We start from the raw sequence: 22,156 nt of genomic DNA, 5'->3' as shown, positions 1-22,156 counted from the left end.
GCCCCTTTCCCGGCTTCCGAACTGGTTGTGTGCAGGTATCGGGATGACAAATCCGCAACCGGTAAGGAAAACCGTCATGTCGCAGATCATCACGGGAACCCTGCTCGCCGGCCGCGTCGCCGTCGTCACCGGCGCCAGCAGCGGCATCGGGGCCGCCACCGCCGAACGGCTCGCCGCGCTGGGGGCGGAGGTCGCCGTCGCCGCGGCGGCCGGCCAGGTGGCCGAACGACTGGGGCGGTGTGCGTGCCGACACTAAATCCATGCAGGTCAAGGCGCACGATCATGCATGCAGGACGACAGGACCTGATCACCGCGGCTCAGCGTGTGCCTGCGGAGTTTCGGCACCCCACACGGGTATCGCACGAGGTCGTACAGCTTCCGGTCACGCTGGTATGCACCGACCTGAGCTGCTCAGACGGGCCAGATCAGGCGCAGGTGACGTACTCCGCGCAGGACGCCGGTGGTGCGTTGGGGCGTGGTGTCGGGAGCCACCGCGAACTCGGGAATGGCGGCGAGCACCTTCTCGACGACGATTCGGAGCTGAAGCCTGGCCAGGCGCGTTCCCATGCAGCGATGCACGCCCGCGCCCCAGCCGGGGTCGCGGCCTTGCCGTGGCCGGTCGAGCCGGAACTGGGCCGGTTCGGTGACGTACTGCTCATCGCGACATGCTGAGGCCCACGCGAGCATCAGGCGGTCGCCGACGTCGAGGTCGACACCGCGCAGCGTGGTCGGTACGAGGACGGTTCGCGCGGTCGCGACGATGGGCGGCTCGTGGCGGACGGTCTCCTCGATCAGCTCGGTGACGAGCTCGGGCTGGTCGATGACGCGTTGTCGCGTCGCGGGGTCCTGCGCCAGCAACAGCATCAGGTTGGAGATGGTGTCGACGGTGGTGGTGAAACCGGCGCTGAACATGATGAACGCGTGCTTGAGCAGCTCGTCGTCGGTGGCGCGCCGATCGTCGACGACGGCGTGCACCACCGCCGTCAGCGGATCGGAGTCGTAAGCGACCCGGCCGCGCCGCTCGGCGATCTCCCTGCGCAGGAAGTCCACCAGCCCGGTGGCGGCCTCGCGTCCGTGCTGTTCGGAGGTCGGGGCCATCAGGCCGAGCCCAAGCTGGGCGAGCTCGTGGTGGCGCTGCCGCGGCACGCCCATCACCTCACCGATCACGACTGTGGGAATCAGCGCCGCGAGATCGGAGACCACATCGCATTGGCCGCGAGGTGCCAATGCGCCGATGACCTGGTCGGTCAACTGCCTGATGAACGGTTCGTGTGCCTGCACCGCGCTCAGCGTGAAGAAAGGTTGGAGCACCTTGCGCCACCTGGTGTGGACGGGCGGATCGGACTCGAACAGCGGCGCGACGGTGTTCTCACTGCCCGGAAAGAGCGCGGCGGCGCCGAGACCTCGCACCGACGCGCTGAAGGTTGCACCGTCCTTGGCCACAGCGGTCACGTCATCTTGCCTGGTCAGGAGCCAGAACCCGTCGTGCGCGGTGCTGTGTGCGACTGGGCACCGCTCTCGGAGGTCGGCGAGCCGCTCGTGCAGGGTGTCGGCCAGTTGCGGGTCTTGGTGGTCGAACGGTGCTATCTCGTCACCGAGGTCATGCCACGACGTGCTGTCGGCGTGGTTGTCGTGTGACAGGCTCACGAGTTCCCCCTCGTCTGCGGCCTGTAATACCGCGTGCGTGCAAGCTTGTGCCAGGCGCTGCTGGGTGTGACGGGTACTCGAAGTGGTGGTCCGACGATGGCAATGTCGTGTGCCGCGCCGACCTTGGCGACGATCTCGGTCAGCTTCTCCACCTGCAGCGGCGCCCCGGAGGTCGCGACGCTGACGGCGCGGGTGAACCGTTCGTGGTCACCGCCGATGCCGCCGGCGTCGCACGGCACCGTGACCACGTAGGCCCGCGCCGCCGTGATCACCTCGAAGCTGTGCGGGATGCCAGCGGGCTTGCGATGGTGAGCAGCTCGTGCCCGCGGCGGTGAAAGCGCAGAGGCGGGCTGAAACCGGCCGGGACGACCCCGGCGTCGAGCATGGGCAGCACGCCACCCGTCTTGGCCGTCGGGATGAGCAGGCGGGGCACGGTCGCCAGGAACGGCATGGGTGTCGCCTCGGACGAGGACGTCACTACAGGCTGTAGTTCGGTCATTGGGGTTGGCCTCCATCGAGTTCCCGGAGCGCACGTTGACGTGGAACAGCAGACTCCGCAACGAAGAACAACACAGCTGCGTCAACGCGCAGTTGACGCAGCGTTGACGGCCTCGTGTCGAGCCGGGACGTCTGGAGCATGCGCGTCGCGGTCCCCACGCCGCATCCGGGCAACCCACTGAGATCACCGAGAAGTACGTCGACCAGGCTTCTCACAGGCCTGCTCCGTGGGGATGAAGGCAATTATCAGCGCGGCGGCCACGACCGAGCAGCAGCCGACGATGCCCGCGGCGCCGAGCGTGGAGGAAGTCGAACCGGTCAGCTCGGCGGCCGCGCCGGCGAACGCCACGCCGACGCCCTGGCCGATCCGGAGGCCGGCCCGGACGAATCCTCCGCCGGATCCGCGGACGTGCAGCGGCAACCGGCCCATCACCTCGGCCTGCATGATCGCCTGGTACGCCGTTCCGGCGCCCGACAGCGCCAGCGACGTCAGTGCCCCGGCGAGACCCGGTTTCACGAAAACCCCAGCAGCGGTGCGACGGCAAGCAAGGCCAGCACCCACATGAACGCGAGTCGGTGGCGTAACGCGAGGATCTCGACATCCTTCTCACGCTCGGTCCTACGCAGCAGCCACAGGGCTCGGAGTGCGCGAACGCCGGGGTGATCTTGGCTTTCCTGCCGGTGGAGCTCGCGTCGACACCGAGGGCGTGTTCGTCCACAACGTCGGTGACGACGGCTGATCCGGTCGGTGCGCGCGTTCGCGGAGACCGAACGCGCACTGGCGGGGTTCACCCAGCCCGGAACGGCCTGAGGATGGCGCGGACCTGGTCCGCCGCGCCCCAGTCGTGGTCGAACATGGCGATGAGGGCGAGGCTTTGGCGTAGCTGGACCAGGGGCATCCGGGCGCGCCAGTCGTCGTCCAGGCCGGTCAGCTCCGCGTACGTGGAGAAGAACCGTTTCGCTTCCGGCGGGTGCGGCGAGCACCAGAGGTGAGCCAGGTCGACCTCAGCCCAGGTGTAGGAGACGGCCGGGTCGATGACCGCGGGCATGCCGTCGGCGGTGGCAAGGACGTTCTGCACCCACAGGTCGCCGTGGGTCAGGCAGGCCGGGTTCGCCGGCAGCAGGTCGGCCAGCCGCTCGCAAAGCCGTTCCAAGGCCCGCCGGTCCCGTTCGTCCAGCGCCGCCCTGACCCGCCGCTCCGGCAACCAGCGCAGCAAGCGGTTCCGCGCGAAGAACTCGTGCCCGTCAGTAGTCCACATGTTCACCTGCCGGTAGCGGCCGAGCCAGTTGTCGCGCTCCCAACCGAACCGGTCGTGCACCGTGGAGGTGTGCAGCCGGGCGAGTGCGTGGGCGAGCTGTCCCCAGAACGCCTCTTCCGCCGGTCGTTCACGCAGGACCGACAGCACCAGCAGGTCCGGCGTCGCGAGGACGACCTCGGCGTGACGAGCCCGCCGCGGTCCCGCAGGGCGTGCAGTCCCTCCGCCTCGGCCGCGAACAGGTCCTTCGCGGGCACCTCGGCGAACGACTTGACGAACAACCGGGAGCCGTCGCGCCGCACGGCGATGCCAGCGACCGCGGCGAGGCCGCCCTCGACCGGCTCCACCGCCGTGGCGTCGTCCAACCCCGCGGCGTGCAGGCGGCGTAGCAGGGAAGCGGTCACCGGGCTACCAGCTTCGCGGCGATCGGTCCGAGCTGCGCGACGAGATCGTCGAGCTCCTCGCAGGACAGCGCGTCGTACGGCAGAGCGGCCAGGTCGTCGGTGAGCGCCTCGACGCGGTGATGCAGCTCGCGGCCGGCGTCGGTGAACCTGCCTTCGGCGTCGGCGAACCCGCGTTCGCGCAAACACACCATGACCACGGCCGGCAGCTCCTTCGGCAGGCGGTGGATGCGGCCGAACGACTCCGGCGGGTCGATGCCCGTCACGATCGTGCTGATGACGTGCACCTCGGTGCCGCCGATGCGAAAGGGCAAGAGGGCCGCGCTCACCGCCGAATCAGCCAAGCGGTCCGATGATGCTGCCCACGAACTCGTGGCACGCACGTGGTTGCAGACCTCCGTCTCCACACGCGCCGGCAGAAGGCGGCGCCCGGTGCCGATCGCGGCAGCTCCTGCTCTCGCGCTACTAGCGATGACCGCGACTTACCTCGTGAGCCGCAGCGTTGCGCTCGCTCCCAATTGTCGACCACATCCCTGTCGACTACCACAACTACCACTGACCTGCCCCACCGGAAGGGTTCCAGTCATTGTGGCTAACTAGCAGCGGTGATGGTCTCGCGGTCAGAGCGTAGTTCGTACTCGATTGGGGTGAGATAGCCGAGGGCTGATGCGCCGGCCCATCACGTGGACGGTCGGCTCGCCGCGGATCTCCGCGAGGATGACGAACGCGAGCAACGCGAACGTGGTGACCTTGATGCCACCTGACGTACCGGCGCTGCCGCCGCCGATGAACATGAGCACGTCGTTGATGAGCAGCGTGGACGAGTGCATCGCACCGACATCGACGCTGTTGAAGCCGGCCGTTCTGGGCATGACACCGTGGAAGAGGCCCGCCAGGAGCTTGTTCCCGAAGTCGAGGCCGCCGAGGGTGTTGCGCCACTCCGACAACACGAACGCGAGCGTGTCCACCAGCAGCAGTCCGAAGTAGACCGGTACCCGTGATCCGCGTGTGCAGCGACCACCGATTCCGGTTGCGGCGGCGCACGAGCTCGAAGAGGACCGGAAAGCCCAGCCCACCGAGGACCACCGCGACGATGATCGGCAGGCAGATCCACGGGTCCATGGCGAAGCCGACCATGCTGTCGGTGTAGAGCGCGAATCCCGCGTGTTGAACGCCGACACGGCGTGGAAGACGCCGAGGTAGATCGCGCGGCCGGGCGGTTCGTGGTACCCGATCATGAAACGCGATGTCAGCACGACCGCTGTCACCGCCTCGGCCGCCAGACTCACGACGATCACCCCTCCGACCGCGGTGCGGACATCACCCAGCCCGAGGGCCTTGGTCTCCGTCTGCGCGGTGAGCTGCATGCGCAGCCCGAGCCGGCGCGAGACGAGCAGGGTCAGCAGAGAAGCCAGGGTCATGACGCCGAACCCGCCGACCTGGATCAGGGCGAGCACGACGACTTCCCCGAACGTGGACCAGTGCGTCGGTGTGTCGACCACGACCAAGCCCGTCGCGCAGAGGGCGGACACCGCGGTGAACAACGCCGGCACCGCGCCCGTGCTGGAGCCGGACTCCGCCGCCACCGGCAGCATGAGCAACATCGTGCCCACCAGCGTGGCTGCGGCGAACGCGAACACCACTACCTGCGTGGGGATGACGCGCGCCGGGCAGCAGTCGCCACCACGGACGCGCCGACAACGGCCGCGAACTCATCAGCGCCACCACGCGGGGTCCACGAAGCACCCGGCGATACCGAGCGGCAACGCGCACCTGCCGCACGTCGCACGTCATCAAGACCGGCACGTCCGCACGATTCAGACAATCCGAGCAGATCTTTACGCCATCCTTGCGCCGAGCACCGGCGTGGCGACAGTCGCCGCCTCGACGAGGTTCACCCAGGTGAAGATTTGCGTCTGACCGATTTTTACGGCATCTTGATGTGTGGAGCGCCGGGAAGCCTGGTCGGCCCGCTCGTCACAACACGGTGGCGGCGGCTACACGACTCGAGGTGCCATGCCCCGGCTTCGATCATCCTCCGCACTCCCTTTCGCCCGGTTCGCCACGACGGGACATCCGCCCGAACGCTGATCTGCGCGCCGGTTCGGTTCGCCGGGCACCCCGATGCGGGGTCGCTCGTCTTCTCCTGTCTTCCACGGCGTTCACGCCGCTGGACCACTTCGGGGTGAGGTGTGCCGTGGTTCTGGTTCCGCGCATGATTCCGATGATCGACAGCCCGCAGGTCGCCATCGCGCTGGCCGCGAGATGGCACCGTGCGAGGACGTTCGTCCTCATCTCCATGGTGGGCATGCCTCTGTTGCTCGGCCTGGTGTGTCTGGGTTTCGCGCTCCTCCCCCACCTGCAGGCGGCCGAGGTGCCGTGGTGGTCGGTGATCCCGGTCCTCACGGCCGCGGCGGCCGGTGCGGCCCTCGTGGTGTGGCTTCGACGCGACGGCCTGGCCGATCCCGCCTCGTGGTTCCCTGCGACCGTGCTGATGACGGGCACCCAACTGGTCCTGGGCGTGGTGCCGGGCTTCGGCATCGCCGTGCGCACCGCCACCGGGACCGCGGTGGCGGTCAAGGCGTTGCTCGCCCTGGGCGTTCTGGGTGCCGGCTCGGCGTGGCCGCTGGCCCTGCGGGCGTGCCGCTCGTTGCTGGCCTCGCCGGTGGCCGAGTTGGGCTCCACGCCGTTGCGACTCGTGTTCCAGTACTCGTCCTCGCGCATCGTCATCGGAACGGACCGGGTGGACTGGGCCTTCCGAGAAGGCGGTGGCCGGCTCGACGCCGGCGTCTCCTTCCGCCACCTCCACGAGGTCACGGTGACAAGCACGGGCCGAGACGACCGGCCCGCCCTGGTGCTCCGAACGTCGTCAGGAACGTGGACCGTGCCCGTGGAGGAAGCGGTCGCGATAGCTGAACTGCTGCGCGTGCGGATGAACAGGTGGGAGCAGCGCGTCGAGGCAGCGGTCGAGCGGGAACGCGCACGCTACCTGGAGATGATGCAGCTGCTCGGTGCCACAACAGCAACCGCGGCCACGGATGACGGCTCAGTGGCAGTCACCGTCGACACCAACGGGATCGTCACCGACATCGAGCTGACGGAACGGATCATCGGCAAGAACCCCCAGCTCGTTTCGGCGGATCTCCTGGTCTGCCTGGAGCAGGCGCGGGCGGCTGTCCGTGAGCACGTCCAGGACCTCATGGTGGAGCGCTACGTCAACTCACCGACGAAGGAGGAACTGGCCCTTTTCGCACATCAGGTGCCCGAGCAGTCGGCTGCATGAAGCCGATCATCCACAGAGGAGTGCGGGTGCGTCGCCCGGAGCGGAACTGTCCAGGAGGGCACATGGCCAAGCAGAGCACGAGGCCGGCGCCGGCCGACACCCCGGAGTTCGTCCGAGCCCTGAGGGAGATCAGCCTGGCCGGCAGAGCCCTGTCCATCCAGGAGCGCCACGCGCTGCACGACGCGGGCGCCACCGCGGCAGAAGACGGCCTACCGCTGCGAAACCTGATCACAGGGCATCTCGAGGAGATGTGGCGGTCATGGGCGTCCCTGCCCGGTGTCACGGGCGCCCGCACGACCGACGACCTGAAACGGGTCGGTGAGAACGTCATCCGGGCGGCCGAGGACGCCGTCGGAGAGCTCACCAAGGGCTACGAGGAGACCCAGCGCTGGACAGTGCGCAGGGAGGAGTCGCTGCGACGCGAGTTCATCGACGACCTGCTCACCGGACACGATGTCGGCCATCTCGCGGAACGTGCCGAGCGCTACGGGTTGCGGCTCGCGGGCACGAACGTCGTGGCCGCGGCGTGCTCATCCAAGCCCTTCCTCGACTCGGACGCGGCCTCGGCGAACGTGCAGTCCGCCATGAGCCTGCGCTTCAGCTCCCGCCAGGTGCTCGTCGCCACGCGAGAAGGGCTGCTCGTGTGCGTGGTGCCGCACGACCTCGCAGGCGCACCGGAGGAGTTCGCCCGCCGCGTCGGTGAGGTCGTCGGGCGGGGCGCGCAGTGGCGGGTGGGTCTGGGTCAGCCCCAGTCCGGACCCGGCGGCACCGTTCGCTCGTTCGAACAGGCGCGCAATGCGTTGGAGCTGGCCGACCGCCTCGACCTGGCCGACCGGTTGGTCAAGGCTGCGGACCTCCTCGTCTACCAGGTGCTGCTGCGCGACAGCGCGGCGCTGGGCGAACTCGTCACGGCCGTGCTGGAACCGCTGCGACAGGCCAGAGGCGGAGCCGAGCGCCTGGTCGACACGCTGACCGCCTACTTCGCTTCCGGGCGGGTGACGACCGCGACCGCCCAGTCACTGGGCATCGGCGTTCGCACGGTCACCTACCGCCTCGACCGCGTCCGCGAGCTGACCGGGTACCGCGCCGACGATCCGGCTCAGGGGTTCACCCTCCAGGTCGCGGTGCTCGGCGCTCGCCTGCTCGGCTGGCCCAACTCGGCGCCGTGACTGCCGGGCGTCGGCAGTCAGCGGCAGCCGAAATGGCCGGGTCGGTGCCTGTGCTGGAGCACGAAACGGGCCGACGATGGTGGGGAGACGTCGCGTGTTCGACGCGCACCTCCACCTGAGGAGGGTCGCACCATGGATCCCTGGCTCGTCTGGCTGGTCATCGCTCTGGTCCTGGCCATCGCCGAGCTGTTCACCCTGACGGCGGCGCTGGGCATGCTCGCCGCCGCGGGCTTCGTCACGGCGGGCGCGGCGGCGCTCGGGTTGCCGGTGCCCGGCCAGCTGATCGTGTTCAGCGTGGTGTCCGCGCTGGGGGTTCTGCTCGCCAGGCCCTGGGCACGGCGAGCGATGTCGCAGCCGCGCCTCGAACGGTTCGGCGTCGAGGCACTCGTCGGCGCCTCTGCCCAGGTGTTGCGCGAGGTGAACGCCCACGAGGGACTGGTGCGTCTGCGCGGAGAGGAGTGGACGGCCCGTTCCTACGACGAGTCCGTCGTCATCCCAGCCGGGAGCACGGTCGACGTTCTGCACATCGACGGCAGCATCGCCGTCGTCTACCCACGGGAGTGAGCCATGTCCACACTGCTCATCGCCGGACTGGTGCTCGCGGTCTTCGCGGCGTTCACGGTCTTGCGCGCAGTGCGCATCGTGCCGCAGGCACGCGCGCGCAACGTCGAACGCCTCGGCCGCTACCAGCGCACCCTCACCCCCGGCCTCAACTTCGTGATCCCGTACATCGACCGCGTCTACCCGGCGATCGACCTGCGCGAGCAGGTGGTGTCCTTCCAGCCGCAGCCGGTGATCACCGAGGACAACCTGGTCGTGCAGATCGACACGGTGCTGTACTTCCAGGTCACCGACCCCCGTGCCGCGGCCTACGAGATCGCGAGCTTCCTGCAGGCCGTCGAGCAGCTCACCGTCACCACCCTGCGCAACGTCGTCGGGTCGATGGACCTCGAGAAGACCCTCACCTCCCGCGACACGATCAACAGCCAGCTGCGCGGCGTGCTCGACGACGCGACCGGCAAGTGGGGGCTGCGGGTCAACCGCGTGGAGATCAAGGCCATCGACCCGCCGCAGACGATCAAGGACGCGATGGAGAAGCAGATGCGCGCCGAGCGGGACAAGCGCGCCACCATCCTCACAGCCGAGGGACAACGGCAGTCGCAGATCCTCACCGCCCAGGGTGACAAGCAGGCCGCCGTGTTGCGCGCCGAAGGCGATCGTGCCGCGGACATCCTCCGCGCGGAGGGACAGTCCCGTGCGATCGACCAGGTGTTCCAGGCGGTGCACCGCAACGACCCGGATCCCAAGCTGCTCGCCTACCAGTACCTCCAGGTGCTCCCCCAACTGGCCAAGGGTGAGGGGAACACCTTCTGGGTGATTCCGAGTGAGGTCACCACCGCTCTGCGCGACGTGTCGAAGGCGTTCTCCGAGGCGTTGCCGCGATCCGGAGCCGCCAGGACCGACGACTCGGCCGAGACCGCGGCCGCGCAGGCGGAGAAGGACATCGCGCAGGCGGGCGAAGCGGCGGCGATCGCGGTGGCGGACGCCGAGGAAGCCGCCGGGACAGGGCCTGGGGGCACCGTGCTCGAACAGCAGCTGGCGGATCGCTGAACGCACGCCGACAAGATCACATCCACGGCGCGGCACACCCGATCGTCAGGTACGGTCGGGTGGTTGCCGTGTGAACGGCATGGTGTGCCGGGAAGTCTGGTCGGCGTTGCGGCCGACGACACCCGGAGTGAACCTTGCACCAGCAGAAGACCCGGTTGTTCAGCCGCGGTTCCTGGCCCGAGGCCACGCGCATCTCCGACCTCCTCCGGCTGGAGACCGTCGGCGGCGTCATCATGCTCGCCGCCGCCGCGATCGGCTTGATCTGGGCCAACTCACCGTGGGCCTCCGTCTACGAGACCTTGCGGTCCGTGGAGATCGGTCCCGAATCACTGCACCTGCGGCTCAGCCTGGCCGAATGGGCGTCCGACGGTCTGCTGGCGATCTTCTTCTTCGTGGCCGGCCTGGAGCTCAAGCGGGAGTTCGTCGCCGGTGACCTGAGAGACCCCCGGCGCGCCGCCGTGCCGGTCGCGGCGGCGTTCGGCGGTGTCGCGGTGCCCGCGCTGATCTACACGGGCATCAACCTCGGCGGTGGTCCCGCACTGGCGGGCTGGGCCATCCCGACCGCCACCGACATCGCGTTCGCACTCGCGGTGCTCGCGGTGATCGGGCGCTGCCTCCCGTCAGCCCTGCGCACCTTCCTGCTCACCCTCGCGGTCGTGGACGACCTGATCGCGATCGTGATCATCGCGCTCTTCTACACCGACCACCTGTCGGTGCTGCCCCTGGCGTTGATGTTCGTCCCGCTGGCGCTGTTCACCGTTCTGGTGCAGCGCCGGGTCCGCTCGTGGTGGTTGCTCATCCCTTTGGCCGTGGCAACGTGGGCGTTGATGCACGCTTCCGGGGTGCACGCCACGGTGGCGGGTGTGCTGCTCGGTTTCGCCGTGCCGGTGATCCGCCGCTGCGGTGAGGGCCCCGGACTCGCCGAGATCTTCCAGCACCACTGGCAGCCGCTCTCGACCGGCGTCGCCGTCCCGGTGTTCGCCTTCTTCGCGGCCGGTGTGTCCATCGGTGGTCTCAGCGGCTTCGTCAGCTCACTCACCGACAGCGTCACTCTCGGCATCGTGCTCGGCCTCCTGGTCGGCAAGCCGATCGGCATCACCGCTGCCACCTACCTCGTCGCGCGGTTCACCAAGGCGGAGCTGGACGACGACCTGGCGTGGATCGACGCGGTCGGACTGTCGGTTCTGGCCGGTATCGGGTTCACCGTCGCGTTGCTGGTCAGCGAACTGTCCTTCGGCGAAGGCAGCAGCGAGTACAGCAACGCCAAGGTCGCCGTCCTGCTGGGGTCCGTGCTCTCCGCCCTGGTCGCGACCGTGATCCTGCGCATGCGCAACCGGGTCTACCGACGCATCCACGAGGAAGAGAACCGCGACGCGGACAACGACGGCATCCCCGACGTGCACCAAGAAACGACGCAAAACAGCCGAGCCACGAACGAGTGACTCTCCCGCGGCCACGCCGGGTGTGTAACGCCGGGACCACCACCGACGGTTATCCTCCCGTACGAGGTGTGCCGGGAAGACTGGTCGGCGGCTGGTTTGCCGTGCCGTCTCCCGGGAGTCGCAGTGAGCTCACACACCGTCCTCACCGGCTTCGGAGAGCGCGGCCGGCAAGTGGTCGGCGCGATGTACGAGCCTCAACTGCAGTTCCTCGCCGTGCTCGACATCGATCTCACGTGCGCCGGCGGAATCTCGCGATGCGGTGCCCGGTCGGTGATCGGCAACGGCGCCGATGTCGTCGCACTCCGCGAAGCCGGCGTCCCGCACGCCGGCCGCGTGATCGTCACCGCGTCGGATGACATGGTCGCCCTCCGCGTCCTGACACGCGACCCCGAGGACCTGGTGCTCGTCGAGCGGGCCGTTCTGGCACACGAGGTCGGCAAGCACCTGTCCGAATGGGCACCACATGTCCTCGACGCCGTGCACAGCAACGGCCACCGCTGGCGAGACCAGTCCGAACCACACGTGCTGAGCGCAGGAGACCTGCTCCTCGAACTGTGCACCGAGCCCGCGTGAGTGCTCTGCCGAACTCCGGCGTTCAACAACGAACAGACCGCGAAGCGGTTGTGGAGGCCTCATTGCGCACGATCACGCACGCCGTGACTGACGGGGTTCGCCGGATTCCGTGGTATCGCTCTTTGAGCGCGGTGTACGCCGCCCTTGCTCTGATGCACGGCGCAGTCGGTGGACTGTGGCGTGTTGGGTGGCATCTTGTGCTGGCGGTCCTCTTCGCTGTCGTTGCAGCATGTCTACTCGGGGAGGTCCGGCGTCTGAGCCGGAGAGCCTGCGCGGGAGCTGAAGACCCGAGCCGCCGATTGGCGCACACCCGGCGAAGACCGGTACGGTTTCCGCGCTGACGTCCTTCGAGACGTCATGGTGTGCCGGGAAGTCTGGTCGGCGACAGAGCCGAACCACCCCGGAGATGATCTTGTCTGTGCCTGTTGCCGGCGATGTGCGCACGACGATCCCCGGTCGAGGTGGGCGACGGCGCCACCGGCCCGAGATCCAGGGGCTTCGCGCTCTCGCCGTCGTGCTGGTCGTCGTTTACCACGTGTGGCTGAGCCGGGTGTCGGGCGGTGTGGACGTCTTCTTCTTCCTGTCGGGTTTTCTCCTGACAGGCCAACTGGTCCGCGCGGCGGAGAGCGATGGGATCGGTTTCGCGGCCCTCTGGGCCCGCATGATCAAACGGCTGTTCCCGGCCGCGCTCGTCGTACTGGCGGCGACGATGGCCGTGAGCATCCTGGTCCTGCCGGAGAACCGCTGGCTCCAGACCATCAAAGAGGCCGTCGCCGCCGCGCTGTACCTCGAGAACTGGCAGCTCGCGGCGGACTCGGCGGACTACTTCAACCAGCACGACGAAGCCAGCGTCGTCCAGCACTTCTGGTCGCTGTCCATCCAAGGTCAGTTCTACCTGGTGTGGCCGCTCCTGATCGCGGTGGCGGCGCTCATCGGCGCACGCGTGGCACAGTCGGTCCGCACCTCGGCGGCATGGTGCCTGGCAGTGGTGTTCGCCGCGTCGTTGACCTACTCGATCATCCTCACCGAGACGCACCAGCAACTCGCATATTTCCATTCACTCACCCGAGTGTGGGAGTTCGCGCTCGGCGGCATGCTCGCGTTGGTCATCGAGTCCGTGGCGCTGCCACGCTGGTCACGCGTGGTGCTCGGCTGGGCAGGCGTCGTCGGCCTGGTGGCGTGCGGCCTCGTCCTGCAGGTCGGTACCGTGTTCCCCGGCCATGCGGCGCTGTGGCCGACGCTGTGCGCCGCGGCCGTGGTCACAGCGGGAACGACCGGAAGCCGCCTGGGAGCGGACAGATGGCTGAACTCGCGGCCCCTGCACTACATCGGCGATCTCAGCTACGCGCTCTACCTCTGGCACTGGCCGGTGCTCGTGTTCTACCTGGTGCTCCGGGAGCGCACCGCTGTCGGCCTCGCGGGAGGATCGGTCATCATCGCGGTGTCCTTCGCACTCGCCGTACTGACCTACCACCTGGTCGAGCACCCGGTTCGCGAGTCCCGTGTGGGCACACGCTCGCGCTGGGGGGCCTACGCATTGGGCGCCACGATGCTCGTGCCGGTACTGGTCGCCGCCGGTCTCTGGAACGAGGTCAGCGTGCGCAAGGCGCGAACGTACGCGAGCCTCGTCGCCGACCCGGACCACCCGGGTGCCCTCGTGCGACAGCCCGGATTCGAGTTCTGGGGCAACCCGGACGCCGCGTTGGTGCCGCCCTTGGTGGCCCTGCCTCGAGACTTCGCCGCCATCGAGGGCGCCACCTGCACACGAGCCGCCCACAACACCGTCCTCGAGATCTGCACGTCACCGGTGTCTCCGCCGGCGACCAAGCGGATCGTGGTCGTCGGTGACTCGCACATGCAGCAGTACCTCGCGGCTCTGGCTCCCATCGCCCGCCGGCACAACTGGCAGATCATCCACATGCTCAAAGGCGCCTGCCCGTTCTCCGTGGACGCCGACTCGATGCCAGGAGACCGCGAGTGCATCAAGTGGAACGCCGACGCGGCGCAGGAGATCATCCGCATGAAGCCGGACGCGGTCTTCACCAACGGCAGTCGCAACGTCCGGGTCGGCCTCACCGAGGAAACGCCGTCCGGCTTCGTCGCCCAGTGGCGCAAGCTCGAAGAGGCGGAGATTCCCGTAGTTGCCGCGCGGGACAATCCGAGGCACTCGTTCTCCCCACCGCAGTGCGCCGCCACGTACGGTCGGGAGGCGCCGCAGTGCAGTGTGCCGCGAGCGGACCTGCTCGCGCCGGAGGCACCGTACTCGCTGATCGAGGACCTGCCGGGCAACACGTCTTTCGTGGACTTCAGCGACTACTTCTGCACCGAGGACCTGTGTCCGCCGCAGATCGGCAACGTACAGGTCTACCTCGACGACAACCACGTGAGCGGCACCTACATGGGCACCATGAGCCCGATCGTGGAGGAGGCACTGCTGGCTCAGCTCGCCGACCTGGCGGGGGCGTGAGGTCAGTTCGCGCCCAGTGCCCACAGCTCTCGGCGACGGTTCAGCAGCTCGGTGAAGAGCACCGCATCGTGCACGGGTAGAAGCCACTCGTCATCGATGGACATCAACAGGACGGCCGGTCCTGCCTGGGCGTACAACGTGATGCCTCCGGACAGAACGGTCCACGGCCGCAGCTCCGGAAAAGCCGGTCACGGCCCAGCCCGAGCGCCGCCCGGACGAGGATCAGGTCGAGCGGTTCCATCAGTCCTGCTTGCGTTCCTCCGGCTGACCTGTGGGCAGTCCGTCCGGTGGCTCGAAACTCAGCGCCTTGGCCACGGGCACGTCGGTCGAGGAGTGCAGCACGATCGACAACGCGATGGTGATCGCCACGAGGTCGAAGACGTGCTCGCCGGTCGGGATCCCGGCTTGCAGGACGAGCAGACCGTAGACCACCGACGCGAACCCCTTGGGCCCGAACCACGCCGCGGCGGACCGTTCCCGTGCGGGCAGCGGCGTGCGCAGGAGGGACAGCATCATCGCCGCCGGGCGCACGAGCAGGATGGCGATGACGGCGACCGCCCAGTCCCCCGCGCTCAGGTGCGAGATGCGTTCAGGCGTGATCAGCGCGCCGAAGACGAGCAGCGCCGCGAACTTCGTGATCTCCGAGAGCAGGTCGCCGAAGTGCTCGAAGTGTTCCGCCGCAACACGGTCCAGGGTGGCGATGGTCGAGCCCGCGGCGAACGCGGCGAGGTAGGGGTTGGCGTGCGTCAGGTGGCAGGCCGCGTACAGCATCACCGCGATCGCCAGCGGGCCGAGTGCCTGCAGCCGCGGTTCGGCGGTGAAGATCCGCAGCCGCCACGCCAGCACGACGGCGGCGGGGATGACGATGCCCAGTGCGAGCCCCGCGGCCAGTTCGATGCCGATGGTGGCGAAGTCGGTGTCCCTGTTCGCGGCCGTGGCCAGGAAGATGAGCACGAACGGCAGCGCGAGACCGTCGTTGAGTCCTGATTCGACGTTGAGCAGGCGCCGCAGCCGCGCCGGCACATCGGTTCGGCCCACGATCGCGGAGGCGAACACGGGGTCGGTCGGCGAGAGGATCGCGCCGATCAGGAACGACGTGGTCCAGTCCAGGCCGGTCAGGAAGTGCGTCGGCACGGCGATGCCGACCATGGTCAGCGGCATGGCCAGACCCAGTGCCCTGCCCGAAAGCCGCCACCCCTGTTTCAGGTCCGGCAGTCCCGCGCGTTGGCCGTCGGTGAACAGGACGGTGAACAACGCGAGATCAGCGAGGACTGTGACGAACCCGCTGTTGGACGGGATGTCGACCAGCCCGAGACCTCCCTGTCCGATCACCGCGCCGGCGACCAGGAACATCAGCGCCGTCGACAGGATGGTGCGGGCGGCGAGACCGGACAGCGAGACGCTGATCAGCAGAACCACACCGAACGCCAGAACCAGTGCCATCACAGGACTCCGCCCACGTCGACCGGGCCCACCACGAGGTCGTGATGAGCGTTGCCGACCAGACTTCCCGGCGCACCGCGCGCAAAGATGCCGCAAAGATCCAAGCAATGCAAACCGACCCCCTGGACACCGGCTGAACATGTGTTCAATACTTAGAACATGCGTTCAGCCTCCGATCTGACGGCACGAGCTCGCATCCGTGACGCGGCACTCGCGCGGTTCGGCACCGATGGCATCGCGGGCACCTCGGTCCGCGCGGTGGCTGCGGACGCCGGGGTCTCGCCCGCGTTGGTGGTGCACCACTTCGGTTCCAAGGAGGGACTCCGTCAGGCGTGTGACGACTACGTCCTCGACTCGATCCGCAGCGGCGGTGCAGCGGCGTCCGAAGCTCTGGGCGAGGTGTTGCAGGCGGCGACACCGGTCCGTCGGTACCTGGCCAGGGCGTTGCTCGACGACACCCCGGCGGCCGGCGCGTTGTTCGCCGAGATCGTCGACCGCACGCAGGCGTGGCTCGCAGCCGGCGAGGACGAAGGCTGGGTCCGCGGTTGCGCCGACGCACGGGCGCGAGCGGTCACCTACGTCTCGTGGCTGCTGGCACCGCTGGTGCTCGGCAACCACGTGGGCCGGCTGCTGGGCGGCGACCCGGCCGAGACGACCACAGCGGTGCGCGGTACCCGCGCCGGTCTGGAGATGCTGACCAACGGCCTGTTCGCCGACGACCGCTGGCTCGCCGCGTTCACCGCGATCGACGAAAGGAAACACCGGTGAAGGTCCTGCTGGTCACGCATGGCACACGTGGTGACGTCGAACCGTTCCTGGCACTCGCGGTGGCCCTCCGACGCGAAGGCCACCACGCAGTGCTCGCCGCTCCCGAGTCCTTCGCCGCGAGTGCCGCCGCGCACGACGTGGAGTTCGCGCCGCTCGACGAGGGGCCGAACAGGCTGCTCAAGGACCCGGTCATGGTGAAAGCGGTCGAAAGCGGCTACCGGGGGTTGCGCGGCAAGATCACGGCCATCTCGACCATCAAGCGCATCAAGCCGTTGATGGCCGACGTGCTGCGTGACGTCGGTGCGGTGGCGCGTTCCTCCGGTGCCGATCTGCTAGTGCACACGCCGAGCGTGCCCGCCCAGCACGCGGCGGAAATGCTCGGCGTACCCGCCGTGCTGGCGACACTGCAGCCGGGCTGGGTGCCGACGTCGGAGTTCCCGTGTCCCATGGTGCCGCTGCCGCCGGTCCCCCGGTTCCTCAACCGCGCCACCTACCTCGCCGTGGCGGCGACCTTGAGGGCCTACAGCGGTGTCGTCAACGCCTGGCGGGCCGACGACCTCGGACTGCCACGCGGTCGCGGACCCCGGCACGCCCTCGTGCTGCAGGCGTTCAGCTCAGCCGTCACGCCCGTCGACCCCGCATGGCCTCAAACCGTGCGCACCACCGGTTTCTGGTTCCTGCCGCGAAACCCGGACTGGTCACCGGACCCGGCACTGAGCGCATTCCTGGGCGCAGGCCCGCCACCCGTCTACCTCGGCTTCGGCAGCATGGCCGGACGCGACGCCAAGCGCACCGGCGACATCGTCGCCGAAGCGGTCCGGCAAGCCGGCGTCCGCGCGATCGTGGCCACCGGCTGGGGCGGACTCGCCACACACTCGTCCGACAACCTGCTCGTCATCGACCAGGCACCGCACGAGTGGCTGTTCGGCAAGGTGGCGGCCGTCGTGCACCACGGAGGAGGAGGCACCACCGCCGCCGCCCTCGCCGCAGGCGTGCCCCAGGTCGTCTGCCCATTCGTCGCCGACCAACCCCACTGGGCCCGCCGGATGCACGCCGTCGGTGTCGCGCCGCCAGCACTGCCCCACAAGAAGCTCACCGCCGCCTCGCTCAGTGCAGCGGTCAGGCAAGCGGTGAACGATCCCGAGATGCGCCGACGCGCCACCGAGCTCGGCGAACTGATCCGCACGGAGAACGGTGCCACCACCGCAGTCCACGACCTGGAGGAGATCCACGATGGACGTCGCTGACCGCATCGCGAAGACCTTCGGTATGACCGACGAAGCATGGCGACGGCACGCCAACCCGTGGAGCGTCTGGACGCGGTTCGCCGCGATTCCCCTGATGTTGTTCGCGATCTGGAGCCGCACGTGGATCGGCTGGTGGAGTCTCCTGCCGATCGGCGCCGTGGTCGTCTGGCTGTTCGTCAATCCGCGAGCGTTCCCGCCGGTGCGGGAACCTCGCAGCTGGGCGGCACGGGGCATCTACGGCGAACGCGCCTGGGTCCAGCACCGCGACCTCGTACCACCGGACCATCGGGCGGTGTTGCGCCTGCTGGTCACGCTCGGCGTCATCGGGTTCGGCATGATCCTCTGGGGCCTGATCGCCCTGGAGGTGTGGCCGACGGTCTTCGGCGCCACCGTGGTCGTGGTGGCACAGCTCTGGCGGATCGACCGCTTCGGCTGGCTGTGGGAGCGTCACGAGGCTCAGCGGTCCTGATCGGCGTTGCGCCACCACAACGAGGTCGCCACCACCCCCGCCGCCCCGACCGGCACGACCAGCACCACGCCGAGCAGGCCGGGCGACGCCTGGTCCGGACCGGCCACGCCGCTGAACAACGCCGGTACCGACCAGGGGAAGTACGCGCCGTAGCCGAGCGCGGCGACGATCTGCGCGCAGAAGACCGAGCCGATCATCACCGCCACCCCGGGTAGATATCCCCGGCCGACGCTGGACGCGAGAGCAACCGGCGTGGTGAGCAAGAACGTCATCCCCGCGGTCACCACGACTACCAGCGCGCCGGACCCCAGTACCTCAGCCGACCAGCCCGGCAAGCCGAGGACCACACCCGCCAGCAGGCCGAGGACGAGCAACTGGAACGTCAGGGCCAGGCACCACATCAGGGCCACGACGAACTTCGCCGCGACGATGGAGGTCCGGGAGGTCGGCATGGCCAAGAGGTCTTTGACGGTGTTCTGGCTGAACTCCCTTCCGAACAGCCACACCGAGACGAGACCGAACACCAGCATCCCGCCGAGGGCGGCGATCTGGGAGAGCAGGGAGAGGTACGTCGGCCAGTCCGCCTGTCCCCCGACGAGCGCGGCCTTGGTGCCGATCAGCCCGAGCGACCGGGCGCGGTCCTGGTCCTGCAGGATGAACATGAACAACCCGCCGACCGCCGTGGCGACCGCGAACGTCGCGGCGGTCACCCACGGCACGCGGGATCGTCGCGTCTTGAGAACCTCGGTCGCCACCGCGTCGATCACGACCCCACCTCTCTCAGGAAGAAGGTCTCCAGGTCGTCCTGTTCCACGACCAGCCGGGTCGGCGGACAGCCGGCGGCAACGAGGACGGTGGCCACGACATCGGGTTCCCGCACCGACTGGGCGTCGGCCAGGACGAGAGCGCCGTTCTCCGACCTGACCGGGACAAAACCCGCCGCGGTCAACGCCTGCTCGGCCGCCTCCGGATCACGGGTCGACACGCTGAGACGTTGCCGCAGGAAAGCGTTGAGATCAGCCGCTTCCAGCTCGCGGACGAGGCGGCCGCGGTGGATCACACCGATGCGGGTCGCCAGTCGTGCCACCTCGGTGAGGATGTGGCTGGACAGCACCACGGTGACTCCCCGGTCGTGGCTCAGCTCGCGCAGCAGCTCACGGATCTCCACGACGCCCGCCGGATCCAGGCCGTTGGCGGGTTCGTCGAGGATCAGCAGGTCGGGTTCGTGCACCAGCGCTTTGGCCAGCCCCAGGCGTTGCGCGTTGCCCAGCGACAGCGTCCGCGCCCGTTTGTCCGCGTACACGGCCAGATTCAGCCGCTCGACCACCTCGTCCACCCGGCGGCTCGCCGACACACCTCTCAAGCGCGCCGCCACCGTCAGGTTCTCGCGGACCGTGAGCTCCGGGTAGGCCGCGGGTGTCTCCACGAGGTAGCCCACTCGTGACCACAGCGCGTGCTCGCCCGGCCCGACAGCGGTGCCCAGCACGTGAACGGACCCGCTCGTGGGGCGCACCATGCCCAGCAGCATGCGGATGGTCGTCGTCTTGCCCGCACCGTTGAGACCGAGCAACGCGTAGGTCTCCCCCGCCGAGACCCTCAGCGACAAGTCATCCACCGCAACGACTTCGCCATAACGCTTGGTGAGACCACAGGCATCGATCATGGGAAGCTCCTTCGCGACGGCATCGTCGAACAACGCCGACCAGGCTTCCCGGCACACCAGGAACGAGCTTACCGCCGCTCGGAACAAGGAGCTGACCGCGCCAGCCTTCCTTCGGACGGACTCCACGACTGCCGACGCCCGGCAAGGAACGGTCACCGTGTTTGCGCGGTCGGACCGTGTTGCCCGGCCCACCCCACCGGCGAGCATGAAACAGAGGACACCGAACCGGTGAGGGGAGACCGATCATGGACGAGAAACTCCGCTGGACAGCACCTGGGCTGGTCCTGCTGGCTGTGGTCGCCGTGCTGGCCACCACCGTCACCGAGGAGAGCCCTCTCACCGCGGTGCTGGTCGTGTTGGCGATCGGTCTCCTGGTGGCTGGGTACGCATTGCGCTTCCGCAACCGGACGCGGCAGGTCCACCGACGAGACGACGAACCTCGGCCGTCTGTCCACATGCGATGAACACGGCGCCACCACGGATCCGAGACGCAGAGGAGGAAGCGGAGTGACCGTTCAGGTCGAAACCCCGAACGAGGAGGTCCGTGAGGTGCTCGACGGACTGGCGACCGAATTCAGCGGTGTGCTGTCCAGGGCCGTCGTCTCCAGAACGGTGCTCGACGCACATCAGGACCTGAACGGACAGACCGTGCCCGATGCACTGGCCGAGATGTTGCACCACCTGGCTCGGCACCGGTTGACCACTCTACAGTGAGACGACCTCTCGGCAGGGTTTCGTGCCTTGCTGTCAGTTCGGTGCGGCGGTCTGGCTCTTTTTGAGCTCGTTGAGCGCTCGCCAGAACCCGTCGAACAGGTCCCGCAGCTGCACCCGCCAGGTCAGCGCACTGGACAACGCTTTGCCGAGCGCCCTGAGCATGCTCGCCACGATGCGGACGACCTGTGCGATCTTGGCCGTCGCCTGGGCGGCCACCAACGGCGCCGCGGCGCCCACCGTGCAGGCCAGTTCGATCGCCCAGCTCACCAGGGCACCGGCGAGCGTGGCGCGCAGGTCGCGGATCGCGACCCTGATCCCGCCGACCACCTCCGCCATCGCGAGGGTGATGCCGGCGATGCCGTGCGCTCCGCCCGCGGCACCCTTCGCGATGCCCGCCACGTAACCGATGGGGTCGATCGCGGCACGTCGAGCAACAACTCGAGGGAACATCCATCACACCGAAGTAGTCCGCGAACTTCTGGTTCGCGGAGCCGGACACCCGCGGGAGCACGCCGGGCCGACCGGGTCTTCATGCGCCGTCCTTCACGCAGTACGCGGTGCGTTCGACCTCGGACACCGACATCTCGCGGCCGGACGCGTGCACGTAGCGGTCCGAGAACTCCTGCGGACCGAGCTGTTCCACCTGCCGCCACCCGTAGGACTCGACGAACCCCGCCACCTCCTCCGGCATCAGGCCGAACTTCCAGACGCGCCTCTTCGCCACGAACTCGCGGTGACCCGCCTCCGCACCGAACATGGCCGTGCCGTCGAGGAAGTCTCTGCGCAGGAAGGTGAACACCAGCTCGCTACCGGCAGGTGCCTGCGCCAGGAAGTCGAAGGTCGCCCGCACGGCGTCCTCGGTCAGGTACTGGGTGACCGCCTCCCAGACGAAGAACACCGGCTCGTCATCGCGATACCCGCTCTCCGCCAAGGCGTTCGCCAGACTCCGCTCCTCGAAGTCCACCGGCACCAAGGTCAGCCGCGCAGGCACCGACCCGAACACAGCGATCAGCCGGTCGCGCTTGACCTCCACACTCGCCGGTAGATCGACCTCGAACACCCTGCCGTCCCAGGCTCCGCACCCGCGGGTGTCGAAACCCGCGCCGAGCACGACCGCCGTGCGCGCCTGCGTGGCGTCCAGGCGATCGTCGATGTACCGCTTGCGGCACAACATGCTCGCCCACAGGCCGGGAATCTTCTTCTCCGTGGCGGAGAACAACGCGGTGCGCATCGGCCGCCAGCGCGCCGCCGCCACGGCCAGCCGGCCGGAGGCGGGCAGTATGCGGGCGGCGAACTCGTCCCGGACGAGCGGGTGCTCTTCGAACTGGTCCACGGCTGCGATGACCATCGGACCGATTGCCGTTCCAGTGACAGCGGCGTCCATGAGGGCTCCTCGAAGTCGGCGTCGTTCAACACACGCCGACCAGGCTTCCCGGCACACCTGTCGCGGAGTCTACAACCACAACGGGCTCGCCTACGCTGATTCCGGCGATAGATCCGGAGGG

25 protein-coding genes and 2 pseudogenes are annotated in these 22,156 nt (G+C 68.6%); 14 read left to right on the top strand and 13 right to left on the bottom strand.

Annotation, left to right across the window (positions count from 1 at the left end; translation table 11 throughout):
• Positions 1-76: 76 nt before the first annotated feature.
• Entirely contained in the window at positions 77-256 is a 180-nt protein-coding gene (locus tag BMW88_RS38305) for an SDR family NAD(P)-dependent oxidoreductase (protein WP_089961296.1), read from the top strand.
• Positions 257-411: 155 nt separating this feature from the next.
• Here BMW88_RS38305 and BMW88_RS38300 read toward each other — a convergent pair whose 3' ends face one another.
• The 8 genes and pseudogenes from BMW88_RS38300 to BMW88_RS44220 form a co-directional block, all read right to left on the bottom strand.
• Positions 412-1,647, bottom strand: a complete 1,236-nt coding sequence (locus BMW88_RS38300) for a cytochrome P450 (protein ID WP_089961293.1) — start codon at positions 1,645-1,647, stop codon at positions 412-414.
• Positions 1,644-1,919, bottom strand: coding sequence for a hypothetical protein (locus tag BMW88_RS38295; RefSeq protein ID WP_089961291.1), 276 nt, complete (start codon positions 1,917-1,919; stop codon positions 1,644-1,646). The genes BMW88_RS38300 and BMW88_RS38295 overlap by 4 nt, the downstream gene beginning before the upstream one ends.
• Complete coding sequence (locus BMW88_RS38290; protein ID WP_143116463.1) at positions 1,916-2,146, bottom strand: hypothetical protein; 231 nt, start codon at positions 2,144-2,146, stop codon at positions 1,916-1,918. The genes BMW88_RS38295 and BMW88_RS38290 overlap by 4 nt, the downstream gene beginning before the upstream one ends.
• Positions 2,147-2,329: 183 nt before the next feature.
• The gene (locus BMW88_RS38285; protein ID WP_089961286.1) at positions 2,330-2,662 is read right to left on the bottom strand and encodes a hypothetical protein; all 333 of its coding nucleotides are present in this window, start codon (positions 2,660-2,662) and stop codon (positions 2,330-2,332) included.
• A gap of 271 nt (positions 2,663-2,933) precedes the next feature.
• Positions 2,934-3,713, bottom strand: a pseudogene (locus BMW88_RS38280) (fructosamine kinase family protein); the annotation flags it as partial.
• An 88-nt stretch (positions 3,714-3,801) separates the two neighbouring features.
• Entirely contained in the window at positions 3,802-4,131 is a 330-nt protein-coding gene (locus BMW88_RS38275; RefSeq protein WP_089961283.1) for a helix-turn-helix domain-containing protein, read from the bottom strand.
• 291 nt (positions 4,132-4,422) lie between these two features.
• Entirely contained in the window at positions 4,423-4,752 is a 330-nt protein-coding gene (locus BMW88_RS44225; RefSeq protein WP_281249513.1) for a potassium transporter TrkG, read from the bottom strand.
• A 139-nt stretch (positions 4,753-4,891) separates the two neighbouring features.
• Positions 4,892-5,397 (bottom strand): annotated as a pseudogene (locus tag BMW88_RS44220) (potassium transporter TrkG); the annotation flags it as partial.
• Between BMW88_RS44220 and BMW88_RS44215 the strand changes: the two are divergent.
• The 8 genes from BMW88_RS44215 (at position 5,339) to BMW88_RS38235 (ending at position 14,347) form a co-directional block, all read left to right on the top strand.
• Complete coding sequence (locus BMW88_RS44215; protein WP_281249510.1) at positions 5,339-5,722, top strand: hypothetical protein; 384 nt, start codon at positions 5,339-5,341, stop codon at positions 5,720-5,722. The pseudogene BMW88_RS44220 and the gene BMW88_RS44215 overlap by 59 nt on opposite strands.
• Positions 5,723-6,017: 295 nt before the next feature.
• Complete coding sequence (locus BMW88_RS38265) at positions 6,018-7,085, top strand: YbaB/EbfC family nucleoid-associated protein (protein WP_143116462.1); 1,068 nt, start codon at positions 6,018-6,020, stop codon at positions 7,083-7,085.
• A 62-nt stretch (positions 7,086-7,147) separates the two neighbouring features.
• A complete protein-coding gene (locus BMW88_RS38260) occupies positions 7,148-8,254 on the top strand; it encodes a PucR family transcriptional regulator (RefSeq protein ID WP_143116461.1) in 1,107 nt (368 codons plus the stop codon).
• Between the two features lie 132 nt (positions 8,255-8,386).
• On the top strand, positions 8,387-8,818 hold the full coding sequence (locus BMW88_RS38255; RefSeq protein WP_089961274.1) for an NfeD family protein: 432 nt from the start codon (positions 8,387-8,389) through the stop codon (positions 8,816-8,818).
• 3 nt (positions 8,819-8,821) lie between these two features.
• On the top strand, positions 8,822-9,865 hold the full coding sequence (locus BMW88_RS38250) for an SPFH domain-containing protein (protein ID WP_089961271.1): 1,044 nt from the start codon (positions 8,822-8,824) through the stop codon (positions 9,863-9,865).
• A 134-nt stretch (positions 9,866-9,999) separates the two neighbouring features.
• Entirely contained in the window at positions 10,000-11,307 is a 1,308-nt protein-coding gene (gene nhaA / locus BMW88_RS38245; protein WP_089961268.1) for a Na+/H+ antiporter NhaA, read from the top strand.
• A 123-nt stretch (positions 11,308-11,430) separates the two neighbouring features.
• Positions 11,431-11,880, top strand: coding sequence for an NAD-binding protein (locus BMW88_RS38240; RefSeq protein ID WP_089961265.1), 450 nt, complete (start codon positions 11,431-11,433; stop codon positions 11,878-11,880).
• Between the two features lie 406 nt (positions 11,881-12,286).
• Entirely contained in the window at positions 12,287-14,347 is a 2,061-nt protein-coding gene (locus BMW88_RS38235) for an acyltransferase family protein (protein ID WP_089961262.1), read from the top strand.
• A 240-nt stretch (positions 14,348-14,587) separates the two neighbouring features.
• Here the strand turns inward: BMW88_RS38235 and BMW88_RS38230 are convergent, their stop codons facing one another.
• Positions 14,588-15,790: a cation:proton antiporter gene (locus BMW88_RS38230; RefSeq protein ID WP_089961259.1), complete on the bottom strand. Its 1,203-nt coding sequence runs from the start codon at positions 15,788-15,790 to the stop codon at positions 14,588-14,590.
• A 159-nt stretch (positions 15,791-15,949) separates the two neighbouring features.
• On the opposite strand from BMW88_RS38230, the gene BMW88_RS44210 reads away from it, so the two are divergent.
• Genes BMW88_RS44210 through BMW88_RS38215 form a run of 3 tightly spaced genes read left to right on the top strand, consistent with a single transcriptional unit; the run spans position 15,950 to position 18,274 of the window.
• Positions 15,950-16,558: a TetR/AcrR family transcriptional regulator gene (locus BMW88_RS44210; RefSeq protein ID WP_089961258.1), complete on the top strand. Its 609-nt coding sequence runs from the start codon at positions 15,950-15,952 to the stop codon at positions 16,556-16,558.
• Positions 16,555-17,805, top strand: a complete 1,251-nt coding sequence (locus BMW88_RS38220) for a glycosyltransferase (protein WP_089961255.1) — start codon at positions 16,555-16,557, stop codon at positions 17,803-17,805. Before BMW88_RS44210 ends, BMW88_RS38220 begins: the two co-directional genes overlap by 4 nt.
• The gene (locus BMW88_RS38215) at positions 17,792-18,274 is read left to right on the top strand and encodes a DUF6653 family protein (protein ID WP_089961253.1); all 483 of its coding nucleotides are present in this window, start codon (positions 17,792-17,794) and stop codon (positions 18,272-18,274) included. The genes BMW88_RS38220 and BMW88_RS38215 overlap by 14 nt, the downstream gene beginning before the upstream one ends.
• Here BMW88_RS38215 and BMW88_RS38210 read toward each other — a convergent pair.
• Both BMW88_RS38210 and BMW88_RS38205 read right to left on the bottom strand, forming a co-directional pair.
• A complete protein-coding gene (locus BMW88_RS38210; protein ID WP_089961249.1) occupies positions 18,262-19,041 on the bottom strand; it encodes an ABC transporter permease in 780 nt (259 codons plus the stop codon). The genes BMW88_RS38215 and BMW88_RS38210 overlap by 13 nt on opposite strands.
• Positions 19,038-19,937, bottom strand: coding sequence for an ABC transporter ATP-binding protein (locus BMW88_RS38205; protein WP_089961378.1), 900 nt, complete (start codon positions 19,935-19,937; stop codon positions 19,038-19,040). Before BMW88_RS38205 ends, BMW88_RS38210 begins: the two co-directional genes overlap by 4 nt.
• A gap of 245 nt (positions 19,938-20,182) precedes the next feature.
• Between BMW88_RS38205 and BMW88_RS38200 the strand changes: the two genes are divergently transcribed.
• Both BMW88_RS38200 and BMW88_RS38195 read left to right on the top strand, forming a co-directional pair.
• On the top strand, positions 20,183-20,401 hold the full coding sequence (locus BMW88_RS38200; RefSeq protein ID WP_089961247.1) for a DUF3188 domain-containing protein: 219 nt from the start codon (positions 20,183-20,185) through the stop codon (positions 20,399-20,401).
• A gap of 43 nt (positions 20,402-20,444) precedes the next feature.
• Positions 20,445-20,651: a three-helix bundle dimerization domain-containing protein gene (locus tag BMW88_RS38195; RefSeq protein WP_089961243.1), complete on the top strand. Its 207-nt coding sequence runs from the start codon at positions 20,445-20,447 to the stop codon at positions 20,649-20,651.
• Between the two features lie 33 nt (positions 20,652-20,684).
• Here BMW88_RS38195 and BMW88_RS38190 read toward each other — a convergent pair whose 3' ends face one another.
• Both BMW88_RS38190 and BMW88_RS38185 read right to left on the bottom strand, forming a co-directional pair.
• A complete protein-coding gene (locus BMW88_RS38190; protein ID WP_143116460.1) occupies positions 20,685-21,101 on the bottom strand; it encodes a hypothetical protein in 417 nt (138 codons plus the stop codon).
• Positions 21,102-21,180: 79 nt separating this feature from the next.
• Positions 21,181-22,035: a class I SAM-dependent methyltransferase gene (locus BMW88_RS38185; protein ID WP_089961237.1), complete on the bottom strand. Its 855-nt coding sequence runs from the start codon at positions 22,033-22,035 to the stop codon at positions 21,181-21,183.
• Between the last annotated feature and the right edge of the window lie 121 nt (positions 22,036-22,156).

The sequence above is a fragment of the Lentzea xinjiangensis genome (assembly GCF_900110955.1).
Classification (GTDB): Bacteria; Actinomycetota; Actinomycetes; order Mycobacteriales; family Pseudonocardiaceae; genus Lentzea; species Lentzea xinjiangensis.
This window is presented reverse-complemented; position numbering and strand designations above follow the sequence as displayed.

Excerpts from the sequence above, each read along its gene's own strand:
- BMW88_RS38290 (WP_143116463.1), bottom strand. The coding sequence starts at position 2,146 with ATGACCGAACTACAGCCTGTAGTGACGTCCTCGTCCGAGGCGACACCC.
- BMW88_RS38185 (WP_089961237.1), bottom strand. The coding sequence starts at position 22,035 with ATGGACGCCGCTGTCACTGGAACGGCAATCGGTCCGATGGTCATCGCA.
- BMW88_RS38260 (WP_143116461.1), top strand. The coding sequence starts at position 7,148 with ATGGCCAAGCAGAGCACGAGGCCGGCGCCGGCCGACACCCCGGAGTTC.
- BMW88_RS38215 (WP_089961253.1), top strand. The coding sequence starts at position 17,792 with ATGGACGTCGCTGACCGCATCGCGAAGACCTTCGGTATGACCGACGAA.
- BMW88_RS38205 (WP_089961378.1), bottom strand. The coding sequence starts at position 19,937 with ATGATCGATGCCTGTGGTCTCACCAAGCGTTATGGCGAAGTCGTTGCG.
- BMW88_RS38235 (WP_089961262.1), top strand. The coding sequence starts at position 12,287 with ATGATCTTGTCTGTGCCTGTTGCCGGCGATGTGCGCACGACGATCCCC.
- BMW88_RS38230 (WP_089961259.1), bottom strand. The coding sequence starts at position 15,790 with ATGGCACTGGTTCTGGCGTTCGGTGTGGTTCTGCTGATCAGCGTCTCG.
- BMW88_RS38250 (WP_089961271.1), top strand. The coding sequence starts at position 8,822 with ATGTCCACACTGCTCATCGCCGGACTGGTGCTCGCGGTCTTCGCGGCG.
- BMW88_RS38305 (WP_089961296.1), top strand. The coding sequence starts at position 77 with ATGTCGCAGATCATCACGGGAACCCTGCTCGCCGGCCGCGTCGCCGTC.
- BMW88_RS38190 (WP_143116460.1), bottom strand. The coding sequence starts at position 21,101 with ATGTTCCCTCGAGTTGTTGCTCGACGTGCCGCGATCGACCCCATCGGT.
- BMW88_RS38200 (WP_089961247.1), top strand. The coding sequence starts at position 20,183 with ATGGACGAGAAACTCCGCTGGACAGCACCTGGGCTGGTCCTGCTGGCT.
- BMW88_RS44210 (WP_089961258.1), top strand. The coding sequence starts at position 15,950 with ATGCGTTCAGCCTCCGATCTGACGGCACGAGCTCGCATCCGTGACGCG.
- BMW88_RS38255 (WP_089961274.1), top strand. The coding sequence starts at position 8,387 with ATGGATCCCTGGCTCGTCTGGCTGGTCATCGCTCTGGTCCTGGCCATC.
- BMW88_RS38265 (WP_143116462.1), top strand. The coding sequence starts at position 6,018 with ATGATTCCGATGATCGACAGCCCGCAGGTCGCCATCGCGCTGGCCGCG.